Raw genomic sequence first — 20218 nt, 5'->3', positions numbered from 1 at the left:
TAGCGTCAGCGGGCGACGCCCGGATCCGCGCCAACTCACGGCCTGGCTCCGGCCTCCGGGGTAGATTAGGTGTACTGGAAGTTACTTGTAAGTAGGAGGCGACGATGCCCGTGCCGGCACCCGCGGTGTTCGAACGGTTGAAGACGTTCGCGGCGGTGGACACGACCGAGGAGCGTGATGTCTGCGCGATCACCGAAGTGTTCACCGGCACCACGCTGGGCGCTGTTCCGGTGGGCACGGCAACCGATGTGACCGTCGCCGTCGCCAAAGCGCGCGCCGCTCAAAAGGAACGGGCCGCCCGCCCCGCCAAGGATCGCGCCGCGGTCTTCGAGCGCTATCGTGCGCTGGTGGTGGAGAACCGCGAATACCTCATGGACGTGGTGCAGGCCGAGACCGGCAAGGCGCGCTGGGCGGCTCAGGAAGAGATCATGGGCCTGATCTTCGCGGCCCGCTATTTCTCCCGCGTCGCACCGCAACTGCTGTCCTCGCACAGTGTGCCCGGCGCCTTCCCGATTTTGAACCGTGTTTCGGTGCGCGCGGTGCCCAAGGGCGTGGTCGGCGTGATCGCGCCGTGGAACTATCCGATGCTGCTGTCCATCGGCGACTCCATTCCCGCCCTGCTCGCCGGAAACGGCGTGGTGGTCAAGCCCGACAGCCAGACCCCGTACTCCTCACTGGCCAATGCCGAACTGCTGGCGCGCGCGGGCCTGCCGCGCGACCTGTTCGCCGTGGTCACCGGTCCCGGCACCGTCGTCTGCACGGCCATCGTGGACCAGTGCGACTACCTCATGTTCACCGGCTCCTCGGCCACCGGCCGCACTCTCGCCGAACAGTGCGGCCGCCGCCTCATCGGCTTCTCCGCCGAACTCGGCGGCAAGAACCCCATGATCGTCACCCGCGACGCCAACCTCGACAAGGCCGCCAAAGCCGCGGTGCGCGCCTGCTTCTCCAATGCGGGCCAGCTCTGCATCTCCATCGAACGTCTCTACGTCGACCAGTCGGTCGCCGCCGCCTTCACCGACAAATTCGTAGCCGCGGTCCACGCCGCCAATCTCGGCGCGTCCTACGACTTCTCCGCCGATATCGGCAGCCTCATCTCCGAAGCCCAGCTCGAAACCGTCACCAAACACGTAGCCGACGCCGTCTCCAAGGGCGCGAAAGTCCTGGCCGGTGGCAACCCCCGCCCCGACCTGGGCCCCCTCTTCTTCGAACCCACCGTCCTCACCGATGTCACCGACGCCATGGAATGCGGCCGCAACGAAACCTTCGGCCCCCTCGTCTCCATCTACCCCGTAGCCGACATCGAAGAGGCCATCACCCGCGCCAACGACATCGAATACGGCCTCAACGCCAGCGTCTGGGCCGGTTCCAAATCCGAAGGCGAGCGCATAGCCGAACGCCTCCACGCGGGCACCGTCAACATCGACGAGGGCTACGCCCCCGCCTGGGGCACCACCGGCGCCCCCATGGGCATCTCCGGCATAGGCCGCCGCCACGGCCCCGACGGTCTCCTCAAGTTCACCGAACCCCAAACGGTGGTCGTCACCCGCTTCTTGAATCTCGATGCCCCACCACTGATTTCGCAGGACAAATGGCAGCCCTTCCTCATGGGGGTTGCGCGAGTCATCCGCTTCCTCCCCGGCCGCTGAACCGGCGACACGAGTGAGAACCCCGGCGATGCCACGCCGGGGTTCGGATGTATTTGCGCAGGAAACCGGGCCGAAGTTGCCGAGATCTGGTACACTAGACGTATGGGCGAGTCCATCCCGACCCGGCAGGAGGTCGCCGACAGCCTGGCCCGGCTGCACGTCGATCCCGCGGTCGACCTCGCCGCTGCGCAGGCGGCCGAGGCTGAAGCCCGGCGCCGCTCCCGCGACACCGCCGCATGAACCGAGGCGATGTCTACATCCACGCCCTGACCGTCAGCGACACCCCCTCACCACGCCGTGAGTTGGTGGTCATCGTCTCGGATCAGTCCGTAATAAACTCCCCGTACCAGTGGCTCCAAGGTGCCCCGATCTCGGAAGCGGATCCTGGCCACGCCCTCGCTACCTCCACGTCGCACGGCTGGGCCGACGTACTCGGGAAGAAGCGGTTGTCCGTCCATGGCTGACAACCCAGGTCGGAGCCCTGACGAGTGAGGAAATAGCGGCACTCAACAGGCGTATGAAGATCGCACAAGGCTTGGACGACCCGGAGGACAGCTAGTCCAGCAGGGTTGGGGGAACGCGGAGCAGCCCATTGCGGTGATCGCCCTGGGTGAGCACTGGCCGGGCCAGGATGTGCTGCGACCGGCCGTCGAGGACCGGGTTGGGGGACTACGCGGAGGGAATCGCCATGAGGGTGGCTTGCATGAGGGCCATTGGGCGGGAATCGGTTGTGTCGGAGGTGACTTCGGCTTGGCAGATGGTGAGGGTGCGGCCGGAGCGGATGACCGTGGCTATGGCTTGAAAGCGGTCGCCGACGGCCGGGCTCATGAGGTTGACCTTGAATTCGACGGTGAGGATGTCGTGGTCGAGGGGCTGGAGGGACATGGCGGCGTAGCCGCAGGCGGAGTCGGCGAGGGTGGTGAGGGCGCCTGCGTGGACGAAGCCGTTCTGTTGGCATAGGTCGGCGCGGAACGGGAGTTCGAGGACTACGCGGCCGGGGGCCAGGCTTGCGATGCCGATTCCCAGTGTGGTGAGCAGGGTTTGGCGGGCGATGCTGGCGCGGAGGCGGGCGTCCTGGTCGGGGCTCAGCGTGTCGCTGTCGGTGTCCACCGAGCCATTCTCGCGGGCGGGGCGGCGAAGGTCGTTCCGGGTGCTATTCGGATTCGACGAGGGCGCAGAAGTAGTCGCGGGCTTGGGTGAGGGTCAGGCCGGTGCGGTAGCGGCCGCCGTCGTCGGTAACGGTGCATTCCTTACCGGTGGCGGTCCCGGTGGTGTCGGGGGTCAGGAGTACTTCGGCGGTGACAATGGGGACCAATTGGTCGTCCTCGTAGATCCAGAAGCTGTAGAACGATCCTTTTCCGGCCGGGAGTTTTCCGTCGGTGACGGTGTATCCGGCCTCGGTGGATTCGATTCCGAGACCGTTGAATTCACCGGTTCGCGTGAAGTCGGCGGTCGTGCCGGTGGCGTGGTAGACGGCGTAGGTGACCGAGTAGGCGTAGAGGTCCAGGGGGACGGGGAGTTCGTCGCGGCCGTCGGCGTCGGTGTCCAGCAACTGGGGGATGGACCAGGCGGTGTAGACGTTATGCTCGGTAATCGTTTGCAGGGGAGTGCCATCCGGTGCGATCACATCGATCGTGAGGACACCGGTGCGGCCGGAAATGCCGCGACGCACCTCGAGGTCGGGGCCCGTGGGATCGGCGGATTCGACTCGGCAATCGGGGAGCGGCTCGGCCGAGGTGGTGCGCACGCATACCGGGAGCACACCCTAGACAGGCTCGGGGCTGCCGGTCGGGGTGACGGTGGTCGTCGAAGGCTTTGCGGCCGTGGTCGATTGGTCCGTCACCTCTGACGGCGCGGTCGTACTCGTGGCCGCGCCGGACACCCCGTCACCCGGCACCCCGCTGACGCTGTCACACCCCGAAACACCCAGCACAACAGCAGCAATCACAAACCAGACCGCGGAGTTCCTCCCCATGGCGCAGAGCATAACGGGGCCTGCCCGCGAGTCTCGGCGGGGGGGGGGCGACAGCGCGGCCGGCCCGGAGAAACCGGCCGCGCCATCTCTCATCCGGCTAAGTCCGCGCCGCGCGGTGGGGCGGGAGCCGCTTCCAACGCCGCCGCTTCGGCGTCGGTGAACAACCGAGACCGGATGATGAATCGGACTCCCTCGGGGGCTTCGAGGGAGAAGCCGCCGCCGCGGCCGGGGACCACGTCCACGGTGAGGTGGGTGTGGCGCCAGTATTCGTATTGGTCGGCGCTCATCCAGAACGAGGTGTCGGGGAAGACGCGGCCGAGCAGGACGTCGGCGGCGCCTACCCGGAACTCGCCCAGGGGGTAGCACATTGGCGAGCTGCCGTCGCGGCAGCCGCCGGACTGGTGGAACATGACCGGACCGTGGTGGGTGATCAGTCCCTGCAGGACGTCGGCCGCGGCGTCGGTGATGCCCACGCGGGACACCGAACCCGTTTTCATGCTAATCCTCCAAGTGTGTGATGCGGCAACACGACTCGACTTCAGAAGAATCCGAGCTTCTTGGGGGAGTAGCTGACGAGTAGGTTCTTGGTCTGCTGGTAGTGGTCGAGCATCATCTTGTGGGTCTCGCGGCCGATACCGGACTTCTTGTAACCGCCGAAGGCCGCGTGCGCCGGATAGGCGTGGAAGCAATTGGTCCACACCCGACCGGCTTTGATGGCGCGACCCAGGCGGTAAGCCGCGCCACCATCGCGGGTCCAGACGCCCGCGCCCAGACCGTACAGGGTGTCGTTGGCAATGGTGATCGCTTCGGCCTCACTGTCGAAGCGGGTCACCGCCACCACCGGGCCGAAGATCTCCTCCTGGAAGATCCGCATGTCATTGCGGCCCTCGAAAATGGTCGGCTCGATGTAGTAGCCATTGGGCAGGCCCTCGACCTTGCGCATCTCGCCGCCGGTGAGCACCTTGGCGCCCTCTTTGCGGCCGATATCGATGTAGGACAGGACCTTCTCGTATTGATCGTTGCTGGCCTGCGCGCCGATCATGGTCGAATCGTCGAGCGGATTCCCGCCCTTGATGGCCTTGGTGCGCTCGATGCAGCGGCCGATGAACTCGTCGTAGATGGACGAGTGAATCAGCGCACGCGACGGACAGGTACAGACCTCGCCCTGATTGAGCGCGAACATGACGAACCCTTCGACCGCCTTGTCCAGGAAGTCGTCGTCGGCCGCGGCCACATCCGGCAGGAAGATATTGGGGCTCTTCCCGCCCAGCTCCAGGGTGACCGGAATGATGTTCTCACTGGCGTACTGCATGATGAGCCGCCCGGTGGTGGTCTCACCGGGGAAGGCGACCTTGGCCACGCGCGGACTGGACGCGAGGGGTTTGCCCGCTTCGACGCCGAAACCGTTGACCACATTGAGAACTCCGGGCGGCAGCAGATCGGCGATCATCTCGACGACCAGCAGCAGTGAGGCCGGGGTCTGTTCGGCGGGCTTGATGACGACGCAGTTGCCCACCGCCAGCGCGGGCGCCAGCTTCCAGGCCGCCATGAGAATGGGGAAGTTCCACGGAATGATCTGCCCGACGACGCCGAGCGGTTCGTGGAAATGATACGCGATGGTGTCGGCATCGATTTCGGCCAGTGAACCCTCTTGTGCGCGAATGCATCCCGCGAAGTACTGGAAGTGATCGACGGCCAGCGACAAGTCCGCGGCAAGCGTTTCGCGGACCGGTTTGCCGTTCTCCCACGTCTCCGCGACCGCGAGCTTCTCCAGATTCGCTTCGAGTCGGTCGGCGATGCGGTTGAGAATATTGGCACGCTCGGTCACAGCCGTGGCACCCCACGCGTCGGCGGCGCGGTGGGCGGCCTCGAGGGCCAGATCGATATCGGCGGCGCTGGAACGCGCTACCTCGCAGAAGGTTTCACCGTCGACGGGCAAGGGATTGTCGAAGTACCGGCCCTCTATCGGGGCTTTCCAGTCACCGCCGATGAAGTTGTCATAGCGGCGGGCAAAACTGACAATACTGCCGTCGCTGCCGGGTTTGGCGTAGATCATGGCGCGGCTCCTGATCGCAGACCTGTGGGTGACGGGGGTCACTATGAACCGCGAAGGTTGGCGTATGGTTGGCGCGAGGTTGGTGAAACGTCGGCTAGTCACAGCCTGTGGGTTGCAAGGGGTTACGCGCGCATCGCGGTGTGCAGACGGGCGGTCGCCAAGGCACGCCGACTGTCCCCGTGGGGCAGCAAACGCATGGCGTGCTCGTGGATTTCGATATCGTCCGGGCAGCGCTGCCCGAACCGGAGCGCGTGTTCGGGATTCCGATCGGCCAGCACGGCGGTGCGCAGGCAGACGTCGAGGTGTTCGCGCCACTGCACAATGCCCGGAACATCCGAATCCGGCAGCAGCGGACCGCGATACAGGCGGACGGCGGTGGTCATATCCCCGGCCTCCAGGGCCGCGAGCAGTTCGAGGGCATCGCAGGCCATGGGCTCGGTGAGCATATAGCGACGATCGGCGACCTGGCCGTCGGTGGCGCGGCGCAGCCGGGAGACATCGGCCTTGAGCGTGCTCGACGACACCGACCGCTCGCCGTACACGGCCTCGTGCAAGCGTTCCGGGGTGTACCCCTCGGGTTCCAGGGCCAGCAGGGTGAGGATTTCTAGCTGCCGCGGCCGCATGGCCACCTGCTTGCCTTCCTTGTACAGGCGCGGCACACCCAGGCATTCCAGCCGCGTCCGCGTCCGCGGCCGCGCCTGCTCGGCGTGCAACCGCGCCTCGATGGCGGCGACCAGCGCCCGCACCGTGGTCAGGATCATGGGATGGGAGCGGTCCCAATAGGTCGACAGATCCAGCACGCCCAACTGCCTGCCGTCGGCCGCGCGAATCGGCGCGCAGTAGCAGACCCACCCGTGCAGCGCCTCCACCAGATGTTCGGCGGCCCAGACCGAACTGGGCTGCCCGGTTTGCAGCGACAGCGCCACGCCGCTGGTTCCCATATAGGGTTCGTCCCAGCAGCCGCCCGGCGCCAGATTCACCTGTTCGGCCCGTCGCCGCACAGCGCGATCCCCGCAGCAGAACAGCACGGTGCCCACCTCGTCGGTGACCACCGCGATCATTCCGGCGTCCTCGGTGATGGCGCGCAGCTCGCCCGCCAGTTCGGTGACCGGCGTCCGCAGCGGCGATTCCGCCCAGCGCGAACCCAATTCGTCGCGATCGGTGGCGGGAGCCACGGCACGCCCCGGATCCACCGTGCGCAGTGACCGCTCCCAGGATTCGGCCACCTCGTGGCGCAGCGCGATCTCCTGACCCGGCGGCCGACCGGTGCCCGCCGACCAGCGCGCCCAGACCTTCTCGAGCTCCGCACGCTGCTGGGAGAGAGCGGGCAACTGGGCCATCGTGCAAACTCCTCGCAGCGGTCGATGAATTGCGATAACTCATGATGGCGCGCCCGGCGACCGCGCGGACCGCATTCGATGCACTCGCCGCGTTAATTCGTCCGGCGCTGCTTCGCAGAGTTCGCCGATCGTCATGTTTCCGTCATTACGGACACAACCCGCGCGCACAGTCGAGACGGGGAACGGATTCGACTGGTAGACAAGAACTATGGTGCTCCCGTTCCGCTTCGGTTTGAACATGCTGGCTCCAACCTCCCGCAGCGCGTGGGTCGAGAAATGCCGCCGCGCCGAGCGTCTCGGCTTCGATGTCATCGGCGTGGCCGACCATCTGGGAATGGCGGCCCCGTTCCCCGCGCTCATGCTGGCGGCCGAGGTGACCGAGCGGGTCCGGCTCACCACCTTCCTGCTGAATACCCCGTTCTACAATCCGGTGCTGCTGGCCCGCGATGTCGCCGGACTCGATCAGTTCAGCGGCGGCCGGTTCGAACTGGGTCTCGGCGCGGGCTATGTGCAGTCCGAATTCGAGGCCGCCGGAATGCCGTTCCCATCCGCGGGCCGCCGGGTCGATCACGTCGAACAGACGGTGGCAACCCTGCGCCGCCTCTACGCCGACCCGGAGTACACGCCGTGCCCGGTCCAGCCGGGCGGCCCGCCGCTGCTCATTGCCGCCTGGGGCGAGCGCACCCTGCGCCTGTCCGCCGAGTATGCCCGGACCATCGCCCTGGTCGCAGGCCATACCTCCGACAGCGGTCACATCACCGTCGCCGATTCGATCACCACCGCCAAGAAGGTCGACTACGTGCGCGGCCTGCTCGGTTCCCGCGCCGACACGGTCGAATTCAACCTGCTCGTCCAGGGTCTCGCCGCCCCCGCCGAACGCACCGCCTTCCTGGAGCAGCTCGCCCCGCACATCTCACCGGCCAGCGCGGACGAGCCGGAGGACATCCCGGTCCTGCTGATCGGCACCCCCGAACAACAGGCCGAGACCCTGCGCGCCCGCCGCGAGCGCTACGGATTCAGCTACATCACCGTCAACGAACGCAATCTCGAGAAGTTCGCCCCCCTCATCCCGCTGCTGCGCGGAACCTGAACCCGCGCACCAGCGTTTGATGCCGCCGGATCGAGGCATTCCGTCCAAAACGACGGACTCGACCAGGAGGCATCACATGTCGGGTGCAGTAATGACCCTGATTATCGTGCTGGCGGCGATCGCGGTGCTGGCGCTGCTGGCGGTAGCTCTCATACCGCGCGCACGCAGTCGCCGCTTGCGCGACCGCTTCGGCCCCGAATACGACCGGACGGTCCAGCACGCCCAGAACCGGCGCGTCGCCGAACGCGCACTGACCGAACGCGAAAAGCAGCACAGTCAGCTGGATTTGCGCGATCTGTCCGAGGACGAGAAGCGCCGCTACACCATGCAATGGGCGCAGGTGCAGGAGCAGTTCATCGACGATCCGGTCGCCGCGCTCACCAATGCCGACCACCTCGTCACCGCGGTCATGACCGATCGCGGCTACCCCGCCGAGGACTACGACCAGCAACTGGACATTCTGTCCGTGGAGCACGCCCAACCGCTCGAGCAATACCGGATCGCCCACGACATCACCGGCCGCGCCGGTCAGGGCCAGGTGACCACGGAGGACATGCGCACCGCCATCGTGCACTACCGCGCCCTCTTCGAGGACCTGATGAACGGCCACCGCGCCGAATCCGGCACATCCACCAACTAGACACCCGAGACACCGCCATGAGCATCGAATCCGAACATCCCGAAAATCACCACACCCGAGCCGATTCGCCCGCCGACACCCGGGCAACCGATCCGGCCACGCCGATCGTCACCGACCGGACCGCACCGACCGCCCCCAATCCAGCGGTGACCGATGCGGAGCCGCGGCCGTCCCCGGCGGCCGATTCGGCAGCCGTCGAGCGCGATCGCGGCCGGTTGCTCGCCGAGCATGATCTCGAGCGGCTGCGCGAGCAGTGGCGCGAGGTGCAGACCGGGTTCGTCGACGACCCGCAGGACTGCGTGACCCACGCGGACGAACTCGTCATCGACGCCATCCGGATACTGGCCGACACCTGCGCCCAGCGCCGCCAGGAGATCGAATACCGTTGGTCCAAGGGCGAACACGCCGACACCGAAGACCTGCGCCAGGCCCTGCGCGGCTACCGCGATCTCTTCGATCAGGTCCTCGCCACCGCCTCGGGACGGGCGGGCGGGTAATCGGCACCGATTAATTTCGCGGGCTCGGCCGGTCACCACAGCGAAGCGAAAATCCAATCGAAGGGGTTCGCATGCGCGCAGTGGTATTGCACATGATGGTGTCGGTGGACGGGTTCACCCAGGGGCCGGGGGGAGTGATGGATTGGATCGAGATCGATGATCCGGACTTTCACGAATATCTCGGGGAGTTGCTCGACAGTGTGGACGGGCAGATCTTCGGGCGGGTGTGCTACGAGGAGCTGGGGGAGTACTGGCCGCAGGCGGAGCGGGAGCCCACGGCGCCGGGGGACGAGCTGGCGTCGCGGGTGAACGGGCTTCCGAAATATGTTGTGTCGCACGGGCGGCGGGAGCTGGCGTGGCAGCCCGCGGTGCGGATAGGCGACGATCTCGCCGCGGAGGTGAACGCGCTCAAGGAACGGCCGGGCAAGCCGCTGGTGCTGTTCGGGGGCGCGACCACCGCGCAGGAGTTCCTGCGGCTCGGGCTGGTGGACGAGCTGTCGCTGGCGGTGTTTCCGGTCCTGCTCGGGTTCGGGCAACGCTTCTTCGCGCCGGGACCGCGCAGCGCGCTGCGCCTCGTGCAGGCGCGCGAGTTTCCGAAGTCGGGGGTCGTGCTGCAGCGCTACCGGCGCTGAGGCTCAGTTCGCGGCGGTGGGCGCGACGAACATATAGCTCTTCTCCTCGACGCGCTGATGGATGCGCCAGCCGCCGCCGAGTCGCACGAAGGTGTCGTGATACCACAGGCCGCAGAGCATGAGCCGACTGTGCCCGTCGGACCCGGCGACCAGCATGGGGTTGTGGCACATGGTGCGGGCCGTCGCGTGATCGCCGTCGACGCGGATGGAGGAGTTGCTGATCAGGTGTTGGAAGGCGGAGAAGTTCGGCATGACGGTGGCCAGGAAACTCTTGGTGGACGCGAGGTCGCCCGCCGGGCCACCCATGGCGGTGTAGTCGATATGAGCATCAGGGGTGAAGATTTCGTCCAGCAACTCCCACTGGTGGGTATCCACCGCATGTGAGTAGCGGACCATGAGGTCCTCGATCTCCAGGCGGTCCGAAATCTCCTGCAGGGACAGCATGGTGCCTCCGGGTTGTGCCGATACGTGGGTCGGTGCGCCAGCGTACGGCGAGGCGGGGGCTGATCTTGCGGTTTCCGAAAGATACGGGTATGCAATCGATCTCGTTCAGACCGGTCGCGATTGGTTGATCTTGCGCCCGCGGCGCCCTCGGCACGTCGGAGTAACCCCTGGCTCCCCTCCCCGCCTGGTTCGGGCTACCTTTGAGAGATGATTGTCCGAAATGTCGCAATGATTCCAAATGGGTGGGTAGGGTAGGCAGGAGGATAGGTAGTTTCGATGGAACCGACCGAATTCTTCATGCCCTTCGAGTCGGCGGGACTAAATCCCGCGGAGCTCGAGGCAGAGGCGGCAATGTGGGCCTGGCTCGAGACATTCGAACTGGTCCCGTCGGAGCTCACGCGCCGACGCATGGAACGCACCCGCCCGACGCGAATGTACGCCCTGTGGTGCCCCCGCGCCGGAGTGGACGATCTCGCACTGCTCTCGCAATACACGGCGTGGGCTTTCGCGGTGGACGATCAGTTCGATATCGAAATCCCGGATCCGCGGCGATGTCTGGATACGATCACCGCGCTCAGCGCGGTATTCGACGGTGTGGGGCAAACATCCGGCGTACTAGGTATCGCATTCGCTGATCTGTGGCGGCGGCTGTCGGAGGGCCGCTCGGCGCAATGGAAAGTCAGCGTGGAGGCCGAGATTCGCAGGGACCTACTACACCGAGTCCGTCGGGCGGCTCGCGGGCAATCTGCCCGATCTGCAGACGTATCGGGCGCATCGGCGAGATGGTGTGGCGCTCTTCGTCTTTCTCGATATCAGCGAGATCGCCGAGGGCGTGGACCTCTCGGCCGGGGCGCGGTACGTGCCATCCATGCGCGGGCTGCGCGAGGCCGCGGTGGAGCATATGGGGCTGTTCAACGACGTGCTCTCGGTGGCCTCCGACGAGGCCTCGGGGTGCCTCTACAACTCGGTACTACTGGCCGAGTACCATTACGGCTACGATCGAGCACAGGCCTATGACCTCGTGAACGGGATGCTGACCGAATGCATCCAGCGGATGAACGATGCCCTCGAACGCCTGCCGGTGGAGCTCGACGACGCGGGCATCTCTGGGCGCGATAAGGACGACACTCTCGCTACCGCAACTAATTACACCGTTTACGTACGTGCCAACCTGGACTATCACTATCAGGCCGCGCGTTACACGAGCGCCCCGCTGGAGGCTCTCGAACACGGATTGCCGCTCACTTGAGCAGCGGTCCCCAGGCTGTTGCCGAACTGAAATCCGCAGGCCACCCGATCCTTTCGCTTGCCGATGGGACCATGAGCTACCTGCTACGCATGGCCGCCCGTCTGTCACCGGGTGGTCGGGAGGCCGTGTCCGAAAGTGAACGGGGCCGATTATGCGAGCGTCGAAACACACCAATTCCATAGCGGGACAATGGCATGAGGGGCGGCGACGGTGGGGACTGTCGCGGCCGGCGGTGGCCAATCTGGCCGGGCACAGCGAAACCTGCCCACGGGCAGCAGAATCCGGGCAACCATCCTTCGACGGCCGAATAGAGTGGCTGGCACGCAGGCAGTTAACCGAAGCCAGACAGGCGATAGAACCCGTCCTGCGCTCTGCGGTGGCCTTGCTGGCCGAGCCGCTGGATCGAATGGCGGGCTATCACTTCGGGTGGTGTGACACCGAGGGTGCGGAGATCTCCGGGGTTCAGGGCAAGGCGCTACGCCCGGCACTCACCTTCGCGGCGGCCGCGGCCTGCGGCGGCGGGACCGAGCAGGCCGTGCACGCGGCGGCGGCCGTCGAACTGCTGCACAACTTCTCCCTGGTGCACGACGACGTCATGGACACCGACCCGATGCGGCACGGTCGGCCCACCGTCTGGCGAATCTGGGGCGAAACCAATGCGACACTGCTGGGAGACGCTCTACAGGCATTGGCACTCGGCGTGCTATCGGACGGCGTGCCCGAGGAGGTGACCTCCGAGGCCGTCATCCGGTTGGCGCGCGCCACCGTCACGCTGTGCCGGGGACAGTACGCGGACTGCGCCTTCGAGACCCGCTCCACGGTGAGCATCGACGAGTATCTGGATATGGCGGCGGGCAAGACCGGGGCCTTGCTGGCCTGTGCCTGCGCGCTGGGCGCCCTGTGCGCCGGGGCCGATCACCGGGTGGTGTCGGCCATGCATACCTTCGGGGCCGAACTGGGGCCGGTATTCCAGCTCATCGACGATGCGATCGATATCTGGGGCGATCCGGCCGTGACCGGCAAGCCCGCGCACAGTGATCTGATCCATCGCAAACAGTCGTTCCCGGTGGTGTGCGCCCTCGCCTCCGACACCGGGACCGGCCGTGAGCTCGCGCGGATCTATCAGGCCCGGCATCCGATGACGCCGTCGCGGGCGGCGCGCGCCGCCGACCTCATCGAGGAGGCGGGCGGCCGTCATCGCACCCTGCGCCGCGCCGATGCGGCCCTGCGCTCCGCGCTCGCGGCCCTGCCGCCGGAATTGGCGGTGGGCGATCTGACCGCCCTGGCGCAACTGGTCGCCCACCGCGATCGGTGATCGGTACCGTCACGCCGCGTGTTCGGCATCGAGCCCGAATACGCGGCGGGCATTGCCGGACAGGAACAGCTCCCTGGCCTCGTCGTCGAGGCCGAGATCGTCGATGCCCTTCAGGGCGTGCTCGGGCATGATCATGGGAAAGTTGGTGCCGAACAATACCTTTCGACGACCGTGTGACTTCAGATAGGCGACCAGTTCCGACGGATAGCGGCGGACGGTATAGGCGGATGTGTCGATGTGGACGTTCGGGTACTTGGTCGCGAGCGCGATCATCTCGGTGGTCCACGGGTATCCGATATGACCGCCGACAATGGTGAGCTCCGGGAAGTCGAGCGCGACATCGTCGAGATAGGGGATGGGGCGGCCGGTCTCGGAGGTGCGCAGCGGGCCGGTGTGACCGACCTGCGTGCAGAACGGGATGCCGAGTTCCACGCATTCGGCGTAGAGCGGATAGTAGCGCCGGTCGTTGGGCGGCAGTCCCCACAGCCACGGCACGATCCGCAGCGCGCGCATACCGAGTTCGGTGACGGCCCGGCGCAGTTCCCGGACCGCCGCCACCGGCTTGCGCAGATCGACCGAGGCGACCCCGATCAATCGCCCGCCGGAGTCGGCGGCGAAGCTCGCCGCCTCGTCATTGGAGATCAGCACACCCTCCGGTCCGTACCAGGCGGAAATCAGCGCGGTATCGACACCGGCGGCATCCATGAGGGTGTGTGTCGCCGCGACCGGCGGCTGCTCGGCGGGTAGCGGCGCGCCCCAGCGGCGCAGGGAGTCGAACATATCGTGCTGGACGAGACGCAGCGTGGGGTGCTGCGCCCAGGCATCGATAATGGACACGGTTTCCTCCGTTCGGATCGTCAATGGCCGCGGGTGCGCAGCCAGAGCCTGCTGCCGTCGTCGTCGGTGGTCGCCAGCAACAGCCCGCCGGGCAACTCGGCCGTCCGGGCCTGGGCCGCCTGGACCGGCAGCGAAATCTCGTGCCAGTCGGAACAATTCGATGCGATCGAGGCCAGATGCATCGAACCGTCGAGCTTGTATGCCGTCACGACGCGTTCCTCCTGAGCGAGTACTTGCAGTATGTCGACAGAGCTCGCCGAAGGCCCGGTAACGGCCGCGGCGCCAACGCTCGGCCAGCACAGCACCTGCGCGGGCGTACCCGCCGTCTGACCGAGAACCGTGCAGCCGCTGGAACCACAACCCACCCGCGTCGCCAGCGCATCGCCCCCGGCCAATTCAGCCCGCTGCCAGCCGACCCCATCGGCCGAAGTCCATTCCAGCGGCCGCGGCGCCCCGTCCCGCAACGTATGCCCGACGACCACGAAACCACCCGGCCCGGCAGTCACATCGGCCGTCCCCGTCTGCTCCCCGACCGCCGATGCCAGCACGGGATCATCCGCCCGTTTGGTCCACGTGGCCCCGTCCGTCGACGTCCACACCGCTGCCCCGTACCCATTCGGCCCACCCCACCCGCCGATCAGCAGATCCACACCCCCGACCGCTGCCGCCCCCAGCACCGCAATGGCTCGCGGCCCGCCGAACATCTCCACCACCTGTGGATGCTCCACCAGCCCCCCGGTGCCGCCGCTCCACACTGTCATTCGCGGATTGCTGTGCGCCCCACCGAATGCCTGGCCCAGCACCACGACCCGCTCACCCACCCCCGCCGAAATCAACTCCGCCACAGATCCATAGCCACTCTGCGGAGCAACCTTCACCCCCCGCCACTCACTCCCGTCTCCGGTCACCCAAGCGGCTGGCGCGCGACCTTCCGGCCCCGGCACCGACCCCAGCGCCAGTACGCCTTCCGGTACGCGCGCCATCTCCATCACCCGCGCCCCCTAGGCCGGAACCTCCAACTCCCGCCACTCCGAAACAGGCTCCGCTCCACTGCATCCCGTCACGAAAACCAGGGCCGCTACCGCAACAAGCCACCGCCTCATCCGCCCACTCTGTCAGAACATCGTTGATCGCAGCGGCGATTCGTCGCCACGAATCCGTGAGTGGGCGGACGGCGCATCACAGCGTGCTCAAATATGCCTTCCAGCCACCGTGTTCGGTGATGTCGGCCGCGGTCGAGGTGGCGTCGTGGGTCGCGGTGAAGCCGACGACCGTGCGGCCGTCCTCGAGCTCGATGGCGGTCAGGGCCATGGGGGCGGGGAGGGCGGCGAGGAAGCGGCCCAGGGCGGCTTCGGAGAGGCGGAACAGTTCGCCGCTGATCGGAGCGCCCCGACCCGGGGCGGTGCGGACCAGGCCCGGTTTCGGCGGGGTCGTGTCGAGGGCGGTGAGGCGGTAGGCGTCGGTGGTGCGGACGGCGCCGCGGAAGCGAGCGCCAAGCTCCTCGAACTGCCAGTGCAGCGGCTGATCGCGCAGGTGGGCCCCGAAGACCGCCAGGTCGACGCCGCCGTCGACGAGAAGCGGTGGGGGCGTGACATTCTGGAGATGGGCGGCGATATCGACGGCCACCTGGTCGGCGAAGGCCGGGACCACGAGCATGATGCCGAAGGGCGCGCCGGTGGCGGTGGGGGAGCCGGGGATCGCGAGGGCCGCCATATCCAGGAGATTGCAGAAATTGGTGAAGGTGCCCAGGCGGCGGTTGATGGCCACCGGGTCGCTCCGCACCGCCGCGAGGGTGGGGTGTTCGGTGGTGGTGGGCAGCAGCAGGGCGTCGAAGGGGGCCAGCAGGGCGGCGGCGGCCGAGCGGGTGCGAGCCAGGGTGTCGAGATCGGCCGCGAAATCGGGTCCGGTGGTGTTCGCGGAGGCCGAGATGATCGCCGCCACAGTGGGATCCGCTCCGGCGGTCCGGGAGGCGAGGAATTCGCCGACGGCGGCGTACCGCTCGGCCACGATCGCGCCGTCGTAGAGCAGCAGGGCCGCGTCGAGGAGCGGGTCGATATCGATCGCGTCGATCTTGCAGCCCGCCTCGATGGCCGCATCGACGCTGGCGGCGAACGCCTCACGGTAGGCCGGGCTCAGCAGCGCGAGATTGGCGGGGGCCGGAATCGCCAGGCGCGGCACCTGCGGTGCGGCGAAACGCACATCGGCGGGCCAGGTCCGGCTGCGCGGGTCCCGGGTGTCGGAGCCCGACATGACCGCTGCCGCGCGGGTCGCGAGATCGAGCGTCGCGGCGAACACCGTGACGGCGTCGTAGTCGGCGCAGGCGGGCACCACGCCGTGCGCGGGAATGATCCCCAGTGTCGCCTTGAGGCCGACGAGACCATGGAATGCCGCGGGTACCCGCCCGGATCCCGCGGTGTCGGTGCCGATTCCGATATCGGCGACACCCAGGGCGACGGCGACCGCCGAACCGGAACTCGAACCGCCCGCGACGAGTTCGGGATCGAGGGCATTGCGCACCGCGCCGTACGGGCTGCGGGTGCCGACGAGTCCGGTGGCGAACTGGTCCAGATTGGTCTTGCCCAGCACGATCGCCGCGGCCGCGACGAGCCGCTGCACGGCTACGGCGGTTTCGGTTGGGGTGTAGGTGAATTCGGGGCAGGCGGCGGTGGTCGGCAGCGTCGCGACATCGATATTGTCCTTGACCGCGACGAGCAGTCCGGCCAGCTGCAGGTTTGCTCCGTCGGCGAGGTGCGCCTCGACGGCGGCGGCCTCGGCGAGCACCTCGTCGCGGTCACGCAGGGTGATCCACACTTCGGGCCGGTCGACCTCGGCGATCCGCGCGAAGGCCGCGGTGACGCGTGCGGTGGGGACGGGGAGCGTGCTGGCCTCGGGCTGGCGAGTGGTCATTCAGTCGACTCCGATCACGGCGAGAGGGGTTCCGGGTTCCACTGTGGCACCGGGTGCGGCGAGTACCCGCAGGACGGTGCCGGTGGCCGGACTGGGCACGGGCAGTTCGAGTTTCATGGCTTCCAGCACGGCGACGGGGTCACCGGCGGAGAGTTTGGCGCCGGGTTCGATATTCACGCGCCATACATTGCCGACCATGGGCGCGGTGACCACGGTGGCGTTCGGGGGCAGGTCGGCGAGCAGGTCCGGGCGCGCCTCGACCGGCGGCGGCGCGTCGACGGTGCGGTCGAATTCGCCCGCCGCGCGCCAGGCGCGCTTCTCCGCCTCGAAGGCCGCGGTCTGCCGGGTTTCGAAGGCGGCGATGGCCTCGGCATTGTCGCGCAGCATCCGCTGATGGTCGGCCAGGGCGAAGGTGCCGTCGCTGACCTCGGCGTCGAATCGGCCCGCTCGGGCGGCGGCGCGGAATTCGGTGAGCTGTTCGGGTGTGACGGGCTCCCAGACGATGCGGTCGAGGAAGCGGAACAGCCACGGAGTTCCGTCCTCGAACGGCGCGTGCTGGCGATAGCTCGACCAGATCGGCACGGTGCGCCCGATGAGCTGATAGCCGCCGGGCGACTCCATGCCGTACACGCACAGGTACTTGCCGCCGATGCCGACCGCGTCCGAGGGGGTCCAGGTGCGCGCCGGATTGTATTTGGTCGTCACCAGCCGGTGCCGCGGATCAAGCGGAACCGCCAGGGGCGCAACGAGATACAGATCGCCCAGGCCGAGTACGAGGTATTCGGCGTCGAAGACGGTGCGGCGCACCTCCTCGATGCTGTCGAGCCCGTTGATGCGGCGGATGAATTCCACATTCGACGGCAGCCACGGGGCGGTGTCGCGAATTCCATTGCGGTAGCGGTCGATGGCCTCCGCAATGGAGGGGTCGTCGAACGAGAGCGGCAAACGGATGGTGCGGCTGGGGACGACCAGATCGCCGGTGGCGGGCAGTTGTTCCTCGAGGTCGGCGAGCAGTCCGAGCAGCCGATACTGCGGCAGGACATCGGGATCGAAGTGGATGTGCAGCGATCGCACGCCCGGCGTCACATCGAGAATGCCGGACGGCGCCGCGGCGGCGAGGGCTCGCGGCAGGGCGTGCACCCGCATGCGCAGGCCCAGATCGAGCACCATCTCGCCGTATTCGACGAGAATATTGTCGTCACCACCGCGCAGATACGCCACGGACGGGCGATCCGCGCCAGCGGTGACGGTGCCGAGTACGCCCCGATCACGCAGGGCCGCACCGGTATCGGTGAGCGATCCGGTGGCCCGCTCGCGCAGCGAGCCGCGCAGCGCCGTGGCGGCGTCGTCGCCGACGGGCACGAATCGGATGGAATCACCCGGTCGCACCTGGCCGAGCTTCCAGCGGTGTGCGGAGACCACCGTGAGCGGGCAGGCGAAACCACCGAGGCTCGGGCCGTCGGGGCCGAGCAGGATCGGGGTGTCGCCCGAGACGTTCAAAGCGCCGACGCTGTACGGGTTGTCATGCAGGTTGGACGGGTGCAGTCCGGCCTCACCGCCGTCGGTTCGGGACCACTCGGGCTTCGGGCCCTCCAGGCGGATGCCGGTGCGATTGGCGTGACTGCCGACTCGCCACGACCGGGCGTAGAACTGCGTCATATCGGCGTCGGTGAAGTACGCGGGCGAGGTCTGCGGTCCCTCACCGACGGCCAACTGCCACTCGTGGGTGAACAGCGGCCGCTGCTCCATCGGGACCCGGCCCGGGGTGTGCAATGTATCCGGTTGCGTGGCAGCGATGCCGAGCACATCACCGTCGGCGACCGCCTTGCCGGTGATGCCGCCGAATCCGCCGAGGGTGAAGGTCGAAGCGCTGCCGTGATACAGGGGTGCGTCGATACCCCCGCGAACCGCCAGATAGGTGCGCAGCCCCGCGCCCGACGGCGCGCCGATATCGAGCACCGCGCCCGCGTCGAGGGTGATCGGCTCCCACATCGGCACCGGTTCCCCGTCGACGGTCACCAGGGCCGGTGCGCCGGTGACGCATACGACCGCCGCACCGGCGAATCGAATCCGCGGTCCCTGCAATGTGCATTCCAGGCCGGGAACCCCGGCGGGGTTGCCGACCGCGGTATTGGCCAGCGTGAACGACAGATCGTCCATCGGCCCCGAGGGCGGAATTCCCACCTCCCACAAGCCGATTCGTCCGGGATGATCCTGCACGGTGGTCATCGTCCCGGCCCGCAGCACCTCCATGCGGCGGCTGGACCAGGACAGTTCGGCGAGTGTGCCGGTGATGTGCGCGGCGGCGCGCACGACCGGGGCGGTCGCCGCGGCCCGCAACTGCGGGAGGTTGGTCTGTACGCCATAGATCCGGGTCTCGCCCAGTGCGGAGGTCAACCGTTCGAAGGCGTCCTCGCGGGTCGTTCCGTGCGTGATCACCTTGGCGACCAGCGGATCATAGAACGCGCTCACCTCGGTGCCGGTCCCGATCCAGGTATCGACGCGGGCCTCGGCGGGAAACCGTGCCTCGGTGACCAGTCCGGCGCTGGGCCGGTGATCGTGCCCGGGATCCTCGGCGTAGACCCGCGCCTCGACCGCCCACCCGCGCGGCGCCGGGCCGCTGTCCGGCACGCTGTCGAGCAGGCCGGTGTCGCCACCCGCCAGCCGCAGCATCCACTCCACGAGATCCACTCCGGTAATGGCCTCGGTAACCGGATGTTCCACCTGGAGCCTGGTATTCATCTCCAGGAACGACGCCACCTCGCGCTCGGTGTCGTACACGAATTCGACGGTACCCGCCGAGCGATAGTGGACCGACCGCGCGAGGGCGCGGGAGGTCGCCAGCAGCTCCGCGGTGATCTCCTCGGACAGACCGGGCGCGGGCGCTTCCTCGATCACCTTCTGATTGCGGCGCTGCAGCGAGCAGTCCCGCGTGCCGAGACTGACCACGCGCCCGAGGCCGTCACCGAACAACTGCACCTCGACGTGCCGCGCCCGCGCCACGAAGCGCTCCAGGAACACACCGGCGGAGGAGAAGTTGGCCACGGCCAGGCGCCGCACCCGCTCGAACGCGGCGCGCACCTCATCGGCGTCGAAACACGCCTGCATGCCGATACCGCCGCCGCCTCCCACGGCTTTCACCATGACGGGATAGCCGATCCGGTCGGCTTCGGCCACGGCATGGTGCACCGACTCCAGGACGCCGCTGCCCTGAACGAGCGGCACGCTGACGGCGCGGGCGGCCTCTCGCGCGGTGTGCTTGTCCCCGAATACCCGTAACTGCTCGGGCGTCGGGCCGACGAACACCAGTCCCGCCTCCGCGACGGCCGAGGCGAAATCGGCGTTCTCGGAAAGGAATCCGTATCCGGGATCGATGGCGCCCGCCCCGGAGGCCAGCGCCGCCTCGATCACGAGGTCTTCCCGCAGATACGACTGGGCGGCCGGGCCCGGACCCAGCCGCAGGGCCGCATCGGCCATGCGGACGTGCGCCGCGCCCAGATCGGCATCGGAGTACACCGCCACCGATTTCATCCCGAGGCGCTGCGCGCTGCGCATGATGCGACAGGCGATCTCACCGCGATTGGCAA

Annotated in this window: 18 protein-coding genes; 8 read left to right on the top strand and 10 right to left on the bottom strand. The window is 67.6% G+C overall.

The features are described from left to right. Positions 1-104 precede the first annotated feature (104 nt). Entirely contained in the window at positions 105-1649 is a 1545-nt protein-coding gene (locus NC4_RS15710; RefSeq protein WP_067538408.1) for a succinic semialdehyde dehydrogenase, read from the top strand. 102 nt (positions 1650-1751) lie between these two features. Next, entirely contained in the window at positions 1752-1889 is a 138-nt protein-coding gene (locus tag NC4_RS40240) for a hypothetical protein (protein ID WP_157554766.1), read from the top strand. A gap of 429 nt (positions 1890-2318) precedes the next feature. On the opposite strand, the gene NC4_RS15705 is transcribed toward NC4_RS40240, so the two are convergent. From NC4_RS15705 to NC4_RS15685, 5 genes are all read right to left on the bottom strand, one after another. Next, a complete protein-coding gene (locus NC4_RS15705) occupies positions 2319-2759 on the bottom strand; it encodes a PaaI family thioesterase (RefSeq protein ID WP_067538403.1) in 441 nt (146 codons plus the stop codon). 43 nt (positions 2760-2802) lie between these two features. After that, complete coding sequence (locus NC4_RS15700) at positions 2803-3396, bottom strand: hypothetical protein (protein ID WP_157554764.1); 594 nt, start codon at positions 3394-3396, stop codon at positions 2803-2805. A gap of 317 nt (positions 3397-3713) precedes the next feature. Next, a complete protein-coding gene (locus tag NC4_RS15695) occupies positions 3714-4121 on the bottom strand; it encodes a DUF779 domain-containing protein (protein ID WP_067538391.1) in 408 nt (135 codons plus the stop codon). A 41-nt stretch (positions 4122-4162) separates the two neighbouring features. After that, positions 4163-5680, bottom strand: coding sequence for an acetaldehyde dehydrogenase ExaC (exaC, locus tag NC4_RS15690; RefSeq protein ID WP_067538387.1), 1518 nt, complete (start codon positions 5678-5680; stop codon positions 4163-4165). A 122-nt stretch (positions 5681-5802) separates the two neighbouring features. Next, positions 5803-7020, bottom strand: coding sequence for a transcriptional regulator (locus NC4_RS15685; RefSeq protein ID WP_067538379.1), 1218 nt, complete (start codon positions 7018-7020; stop codon positions 5803-5805). Positions 7021-7258: 238 nt separating this feature from the next. Here NC4_RS15685 and NC4_RS15680 point away from each other — a divergent pair, with 238 nt between their 5' ends. From NC4_RS15680 to NC4_RS15665, 4 genes are all read left to right on the top strand, one after another. Further along, positions 7259-8110: a TIGR03621 family F420-dependent LLM class oxidoreductase gene (locus NC4_RS15680; protein ID WP_245721707.1), complete on the top strand. Its 852-nt coding sequence runs from the start codon at positions 7259-7261 to the stop codon at positions 8108-8110. 76 nt (positions 8111-8186) lie between these two features. Further along, the gene (locus NC4_RS15675) at positions 8187-8750 is read left to right on the top strand and encodes a hypothetical protein (protein ID WP_067538367.1); all 564 of its coding nucleotides are present in this window, start codon (positions 8187-8189) and stop codon (positions 8748-8750) included. 17 nt (positions 8751-8767) lie between these two features. Beyond that, a complete protein-coding gene (locus NC4_RS15670; RefSeq protein ID WP_084529173.1) occupies positions 8768-9247 on the top strand; it encodes a hypothetical protein in 480 nt (159 codons plus the stop codon). Between the two features lie 71 nt (positions 9248-9318). Then, entirely contained in the window at positions 9319-9879 is a 561-nt protein-coding gene (locus NC4_RS15665) for a dihydrofolate reductase family protein (protein ID WP_067538361.1), read from the top strand. A 3-nt stretch (positions 9880-9882) separates the two neighbouring features. Here the strand turns inward: NC4_RS15665 and NC4_RS15660 are convergent, their stop codons facing one another. Next, entirely contained in the window at positions 9883-10323 is a 441-nt protein-coding gene (locus tag NC4_RS15660) for a nuclear transport factor 2 family protein (RefSeq protein WP_067538356.1), read from the bottom strand. 631 nt (positions 10324-10954) lie between these two features. Here NC4_RS15660 and NC4_RS15655 point away from each other — a divergent pair. Both NC4_RS15655 and NC4_RS15650 read left to right on the top strand, forming a co-directional pair. Further along, positions 10955-11572 carry a terpene synthase family protein gene (locus tag NC4_RS15655; protein WP_369690756.1) on the top strand — a complete coding sequence of 206 codons (618 nt, stop codon included), beginning with the start codon at positions 10955-10957 and terminating at the stop codon, positions 11570-11572. Between the two features lie 376 nt (positions 11573-11948). After that, complete coding sequence (locus tag NC4_RS15650; protein ID WP_245721706.1) at positions 11949-12887, top strand: polyprenyl synthetase family protein; 939 nt, start codon at positions 11949-11951, stop codon at positions 12885-12887. A gap of 9 nt (positions 12888-12896) precedes the next feature. Here the strand turns inward: NC4_RS15650 and NC4_RS15645 are convergent, their stop codons facing one another. The 4 genes from NC4_RS15645 to uca form a co-directional block, all read right to left on the bottom strand. Next, positions 12897-13667, bottom strand: coding sequence for an amidohydrolase family protein (locus tag NC4_RS15645; protein ID WP_218021183.1), 771 nt, complete (start codon positions 13665-13667; stop codon positions 12897-12899). Positions 13668-13744: 77 nt separating this feature from the next. Next, positions 13745-14569: a hypothetical protein gene (locus NC4_RS15640; RefSeq protein WP_067538349.1), complete on the bottom strand. Its 825-nt coding sequence runs from the start codon at positions 14567-14569 to the stop codon at positions 13745-13747. A gap of 334 nt (positions 14570-14903) precedes the next feature. Continuing rightward, entirely contained in the window at positions 14904-16631 is a 1728-nt protein-coding gene (atzF, locus tag NC4_RS15635) for an allophanate hydrolase (RefSeq protein WP_067538346.1), read from the bottom strand. Further along, positions 16632-20186 (bottom strand): urea carboxylase, encoded by a 3555-nt coding sequence (gene uca / locus NC4_RS15630; protein WP_245721727.1) that lies wholly within the window; start codon positions 20184-20186, stop codon positions 16632-16634. Positions 20187-20218: the final 32 nt, after the last annotated feature.

Origin of the sequence: Nocardia crassostreae, assembly GCF_001613405.1 — a bacterium.
Classification (GTDB): Bacteria; Actinomycetota; Actinomycetes; order Mycobacteriales; family Mycobacteriaceae; genus Nocardia; species Nocardia crassostreae.
The sequence above is the reverse complement of the archived record's forward strand: the minus strand, read 5'-3'. Positions and strand labels throughout refer to the sequence as shown.

What these genes read in the sequence shown, in the direction of transcription:
- NC4_RS15710 (WP_067538408.1), top strand. Translation starts at nt 105, where the DNA reads ATGCCCGTGCCGGCACCCGCGGTGTTCGAACGGTTGAAGACGTTCGCG.
- NC4_RS40240 (WP_157554766.1), top strand. Translation starts at nt 1,752, where the DNA reads ATGGGCGAGTCCATCCCGACCCGGCAGGAGGTCGCCGACAGCCTGGCC.
- NC4_RS15695 (WP_067538391.1), bottom strand. Translation starts at nt 4,121, where the DNA reads ATGAAAACGGGTTCGGTGTCCCGCGTGGGCATCACCGACGCCGCGGCC.
- exaC (WP_067538387.1), bottom strand. Translation starts at nt 5,680, where the DNA reads ATGATCTACGCCAAACCCGGCAGCGACGGCAGTATTGTCAGTTTTGCC.
- NC4_RS15685 (WP_067538379.1), bottom strand. Translation starts at nt 7,020, where the DNA reads ATGGCCCAGTTGCCCGCTCTCTCCCAGCAGCGTGCGGAGCTCGAGAAG.
- NC4_RS15680 (WP_245721707.1), top strand. Translation starts at nt 7,259, where the DNA reads ATGCTGGCTCCAACCTCCCGCAGCGCGTGGGTCGAGAAATGCCGCCGC.
- NC4_RS15675 (WP_067538367.1), top strand. Translation starts at nt 8,187, where the DNA reads ATGTCGGGTGCAGTAATGACCCTGATTATCGTGCTGGCGGCGATCGCG.
- NC4_RS15670 (WP_084529173.1), top strand. Translation starts at nt 8,768, where the DNA reads ATGAGCATCGAATCCGAACATCCCGAAAATCACCACACCCGAGCCGAT.
- NC4_RS15665 (WP_067538361.1), top strand. Translation starts at nt 9,319, where the DNA reads ATGCGCGCAGTGGTATTGCACATGATGGTGTCGGTGGACGGGTTCACC.
- NC4_RS15660 (WP_067538356.1), bottom strand. Translation starts at nt 10,323, where the DNA reads ATGCTGTCCCTGCAGGAGATTTCGGACCGCCTGGAGATCGAGGACCTC.
- NC4_RS15645 (WP_218021183.1), bottom strand. Translation starts at nt 13,667, where the DNA reads ATGTTCGACTCCCTGCGCCGCTGGGGCGCGCCGCTACCCGCCGAGCAG.
- atzF (WP_067538346.1), bottom strand. Translation starts at nt 16,631, where the DNA reads ATGACCACTCGCCAGCCCGAGGCCAGCACGCTCCCCGTCCCCACCGCA.
- uca (WP_245721727.1), bottom strand. Translation starts at nt 20,186, where the DNA reads ATGCGCAGCGCGCAGCGCCTCGGGATGAAATCGGTGGCGGTGTACTCC.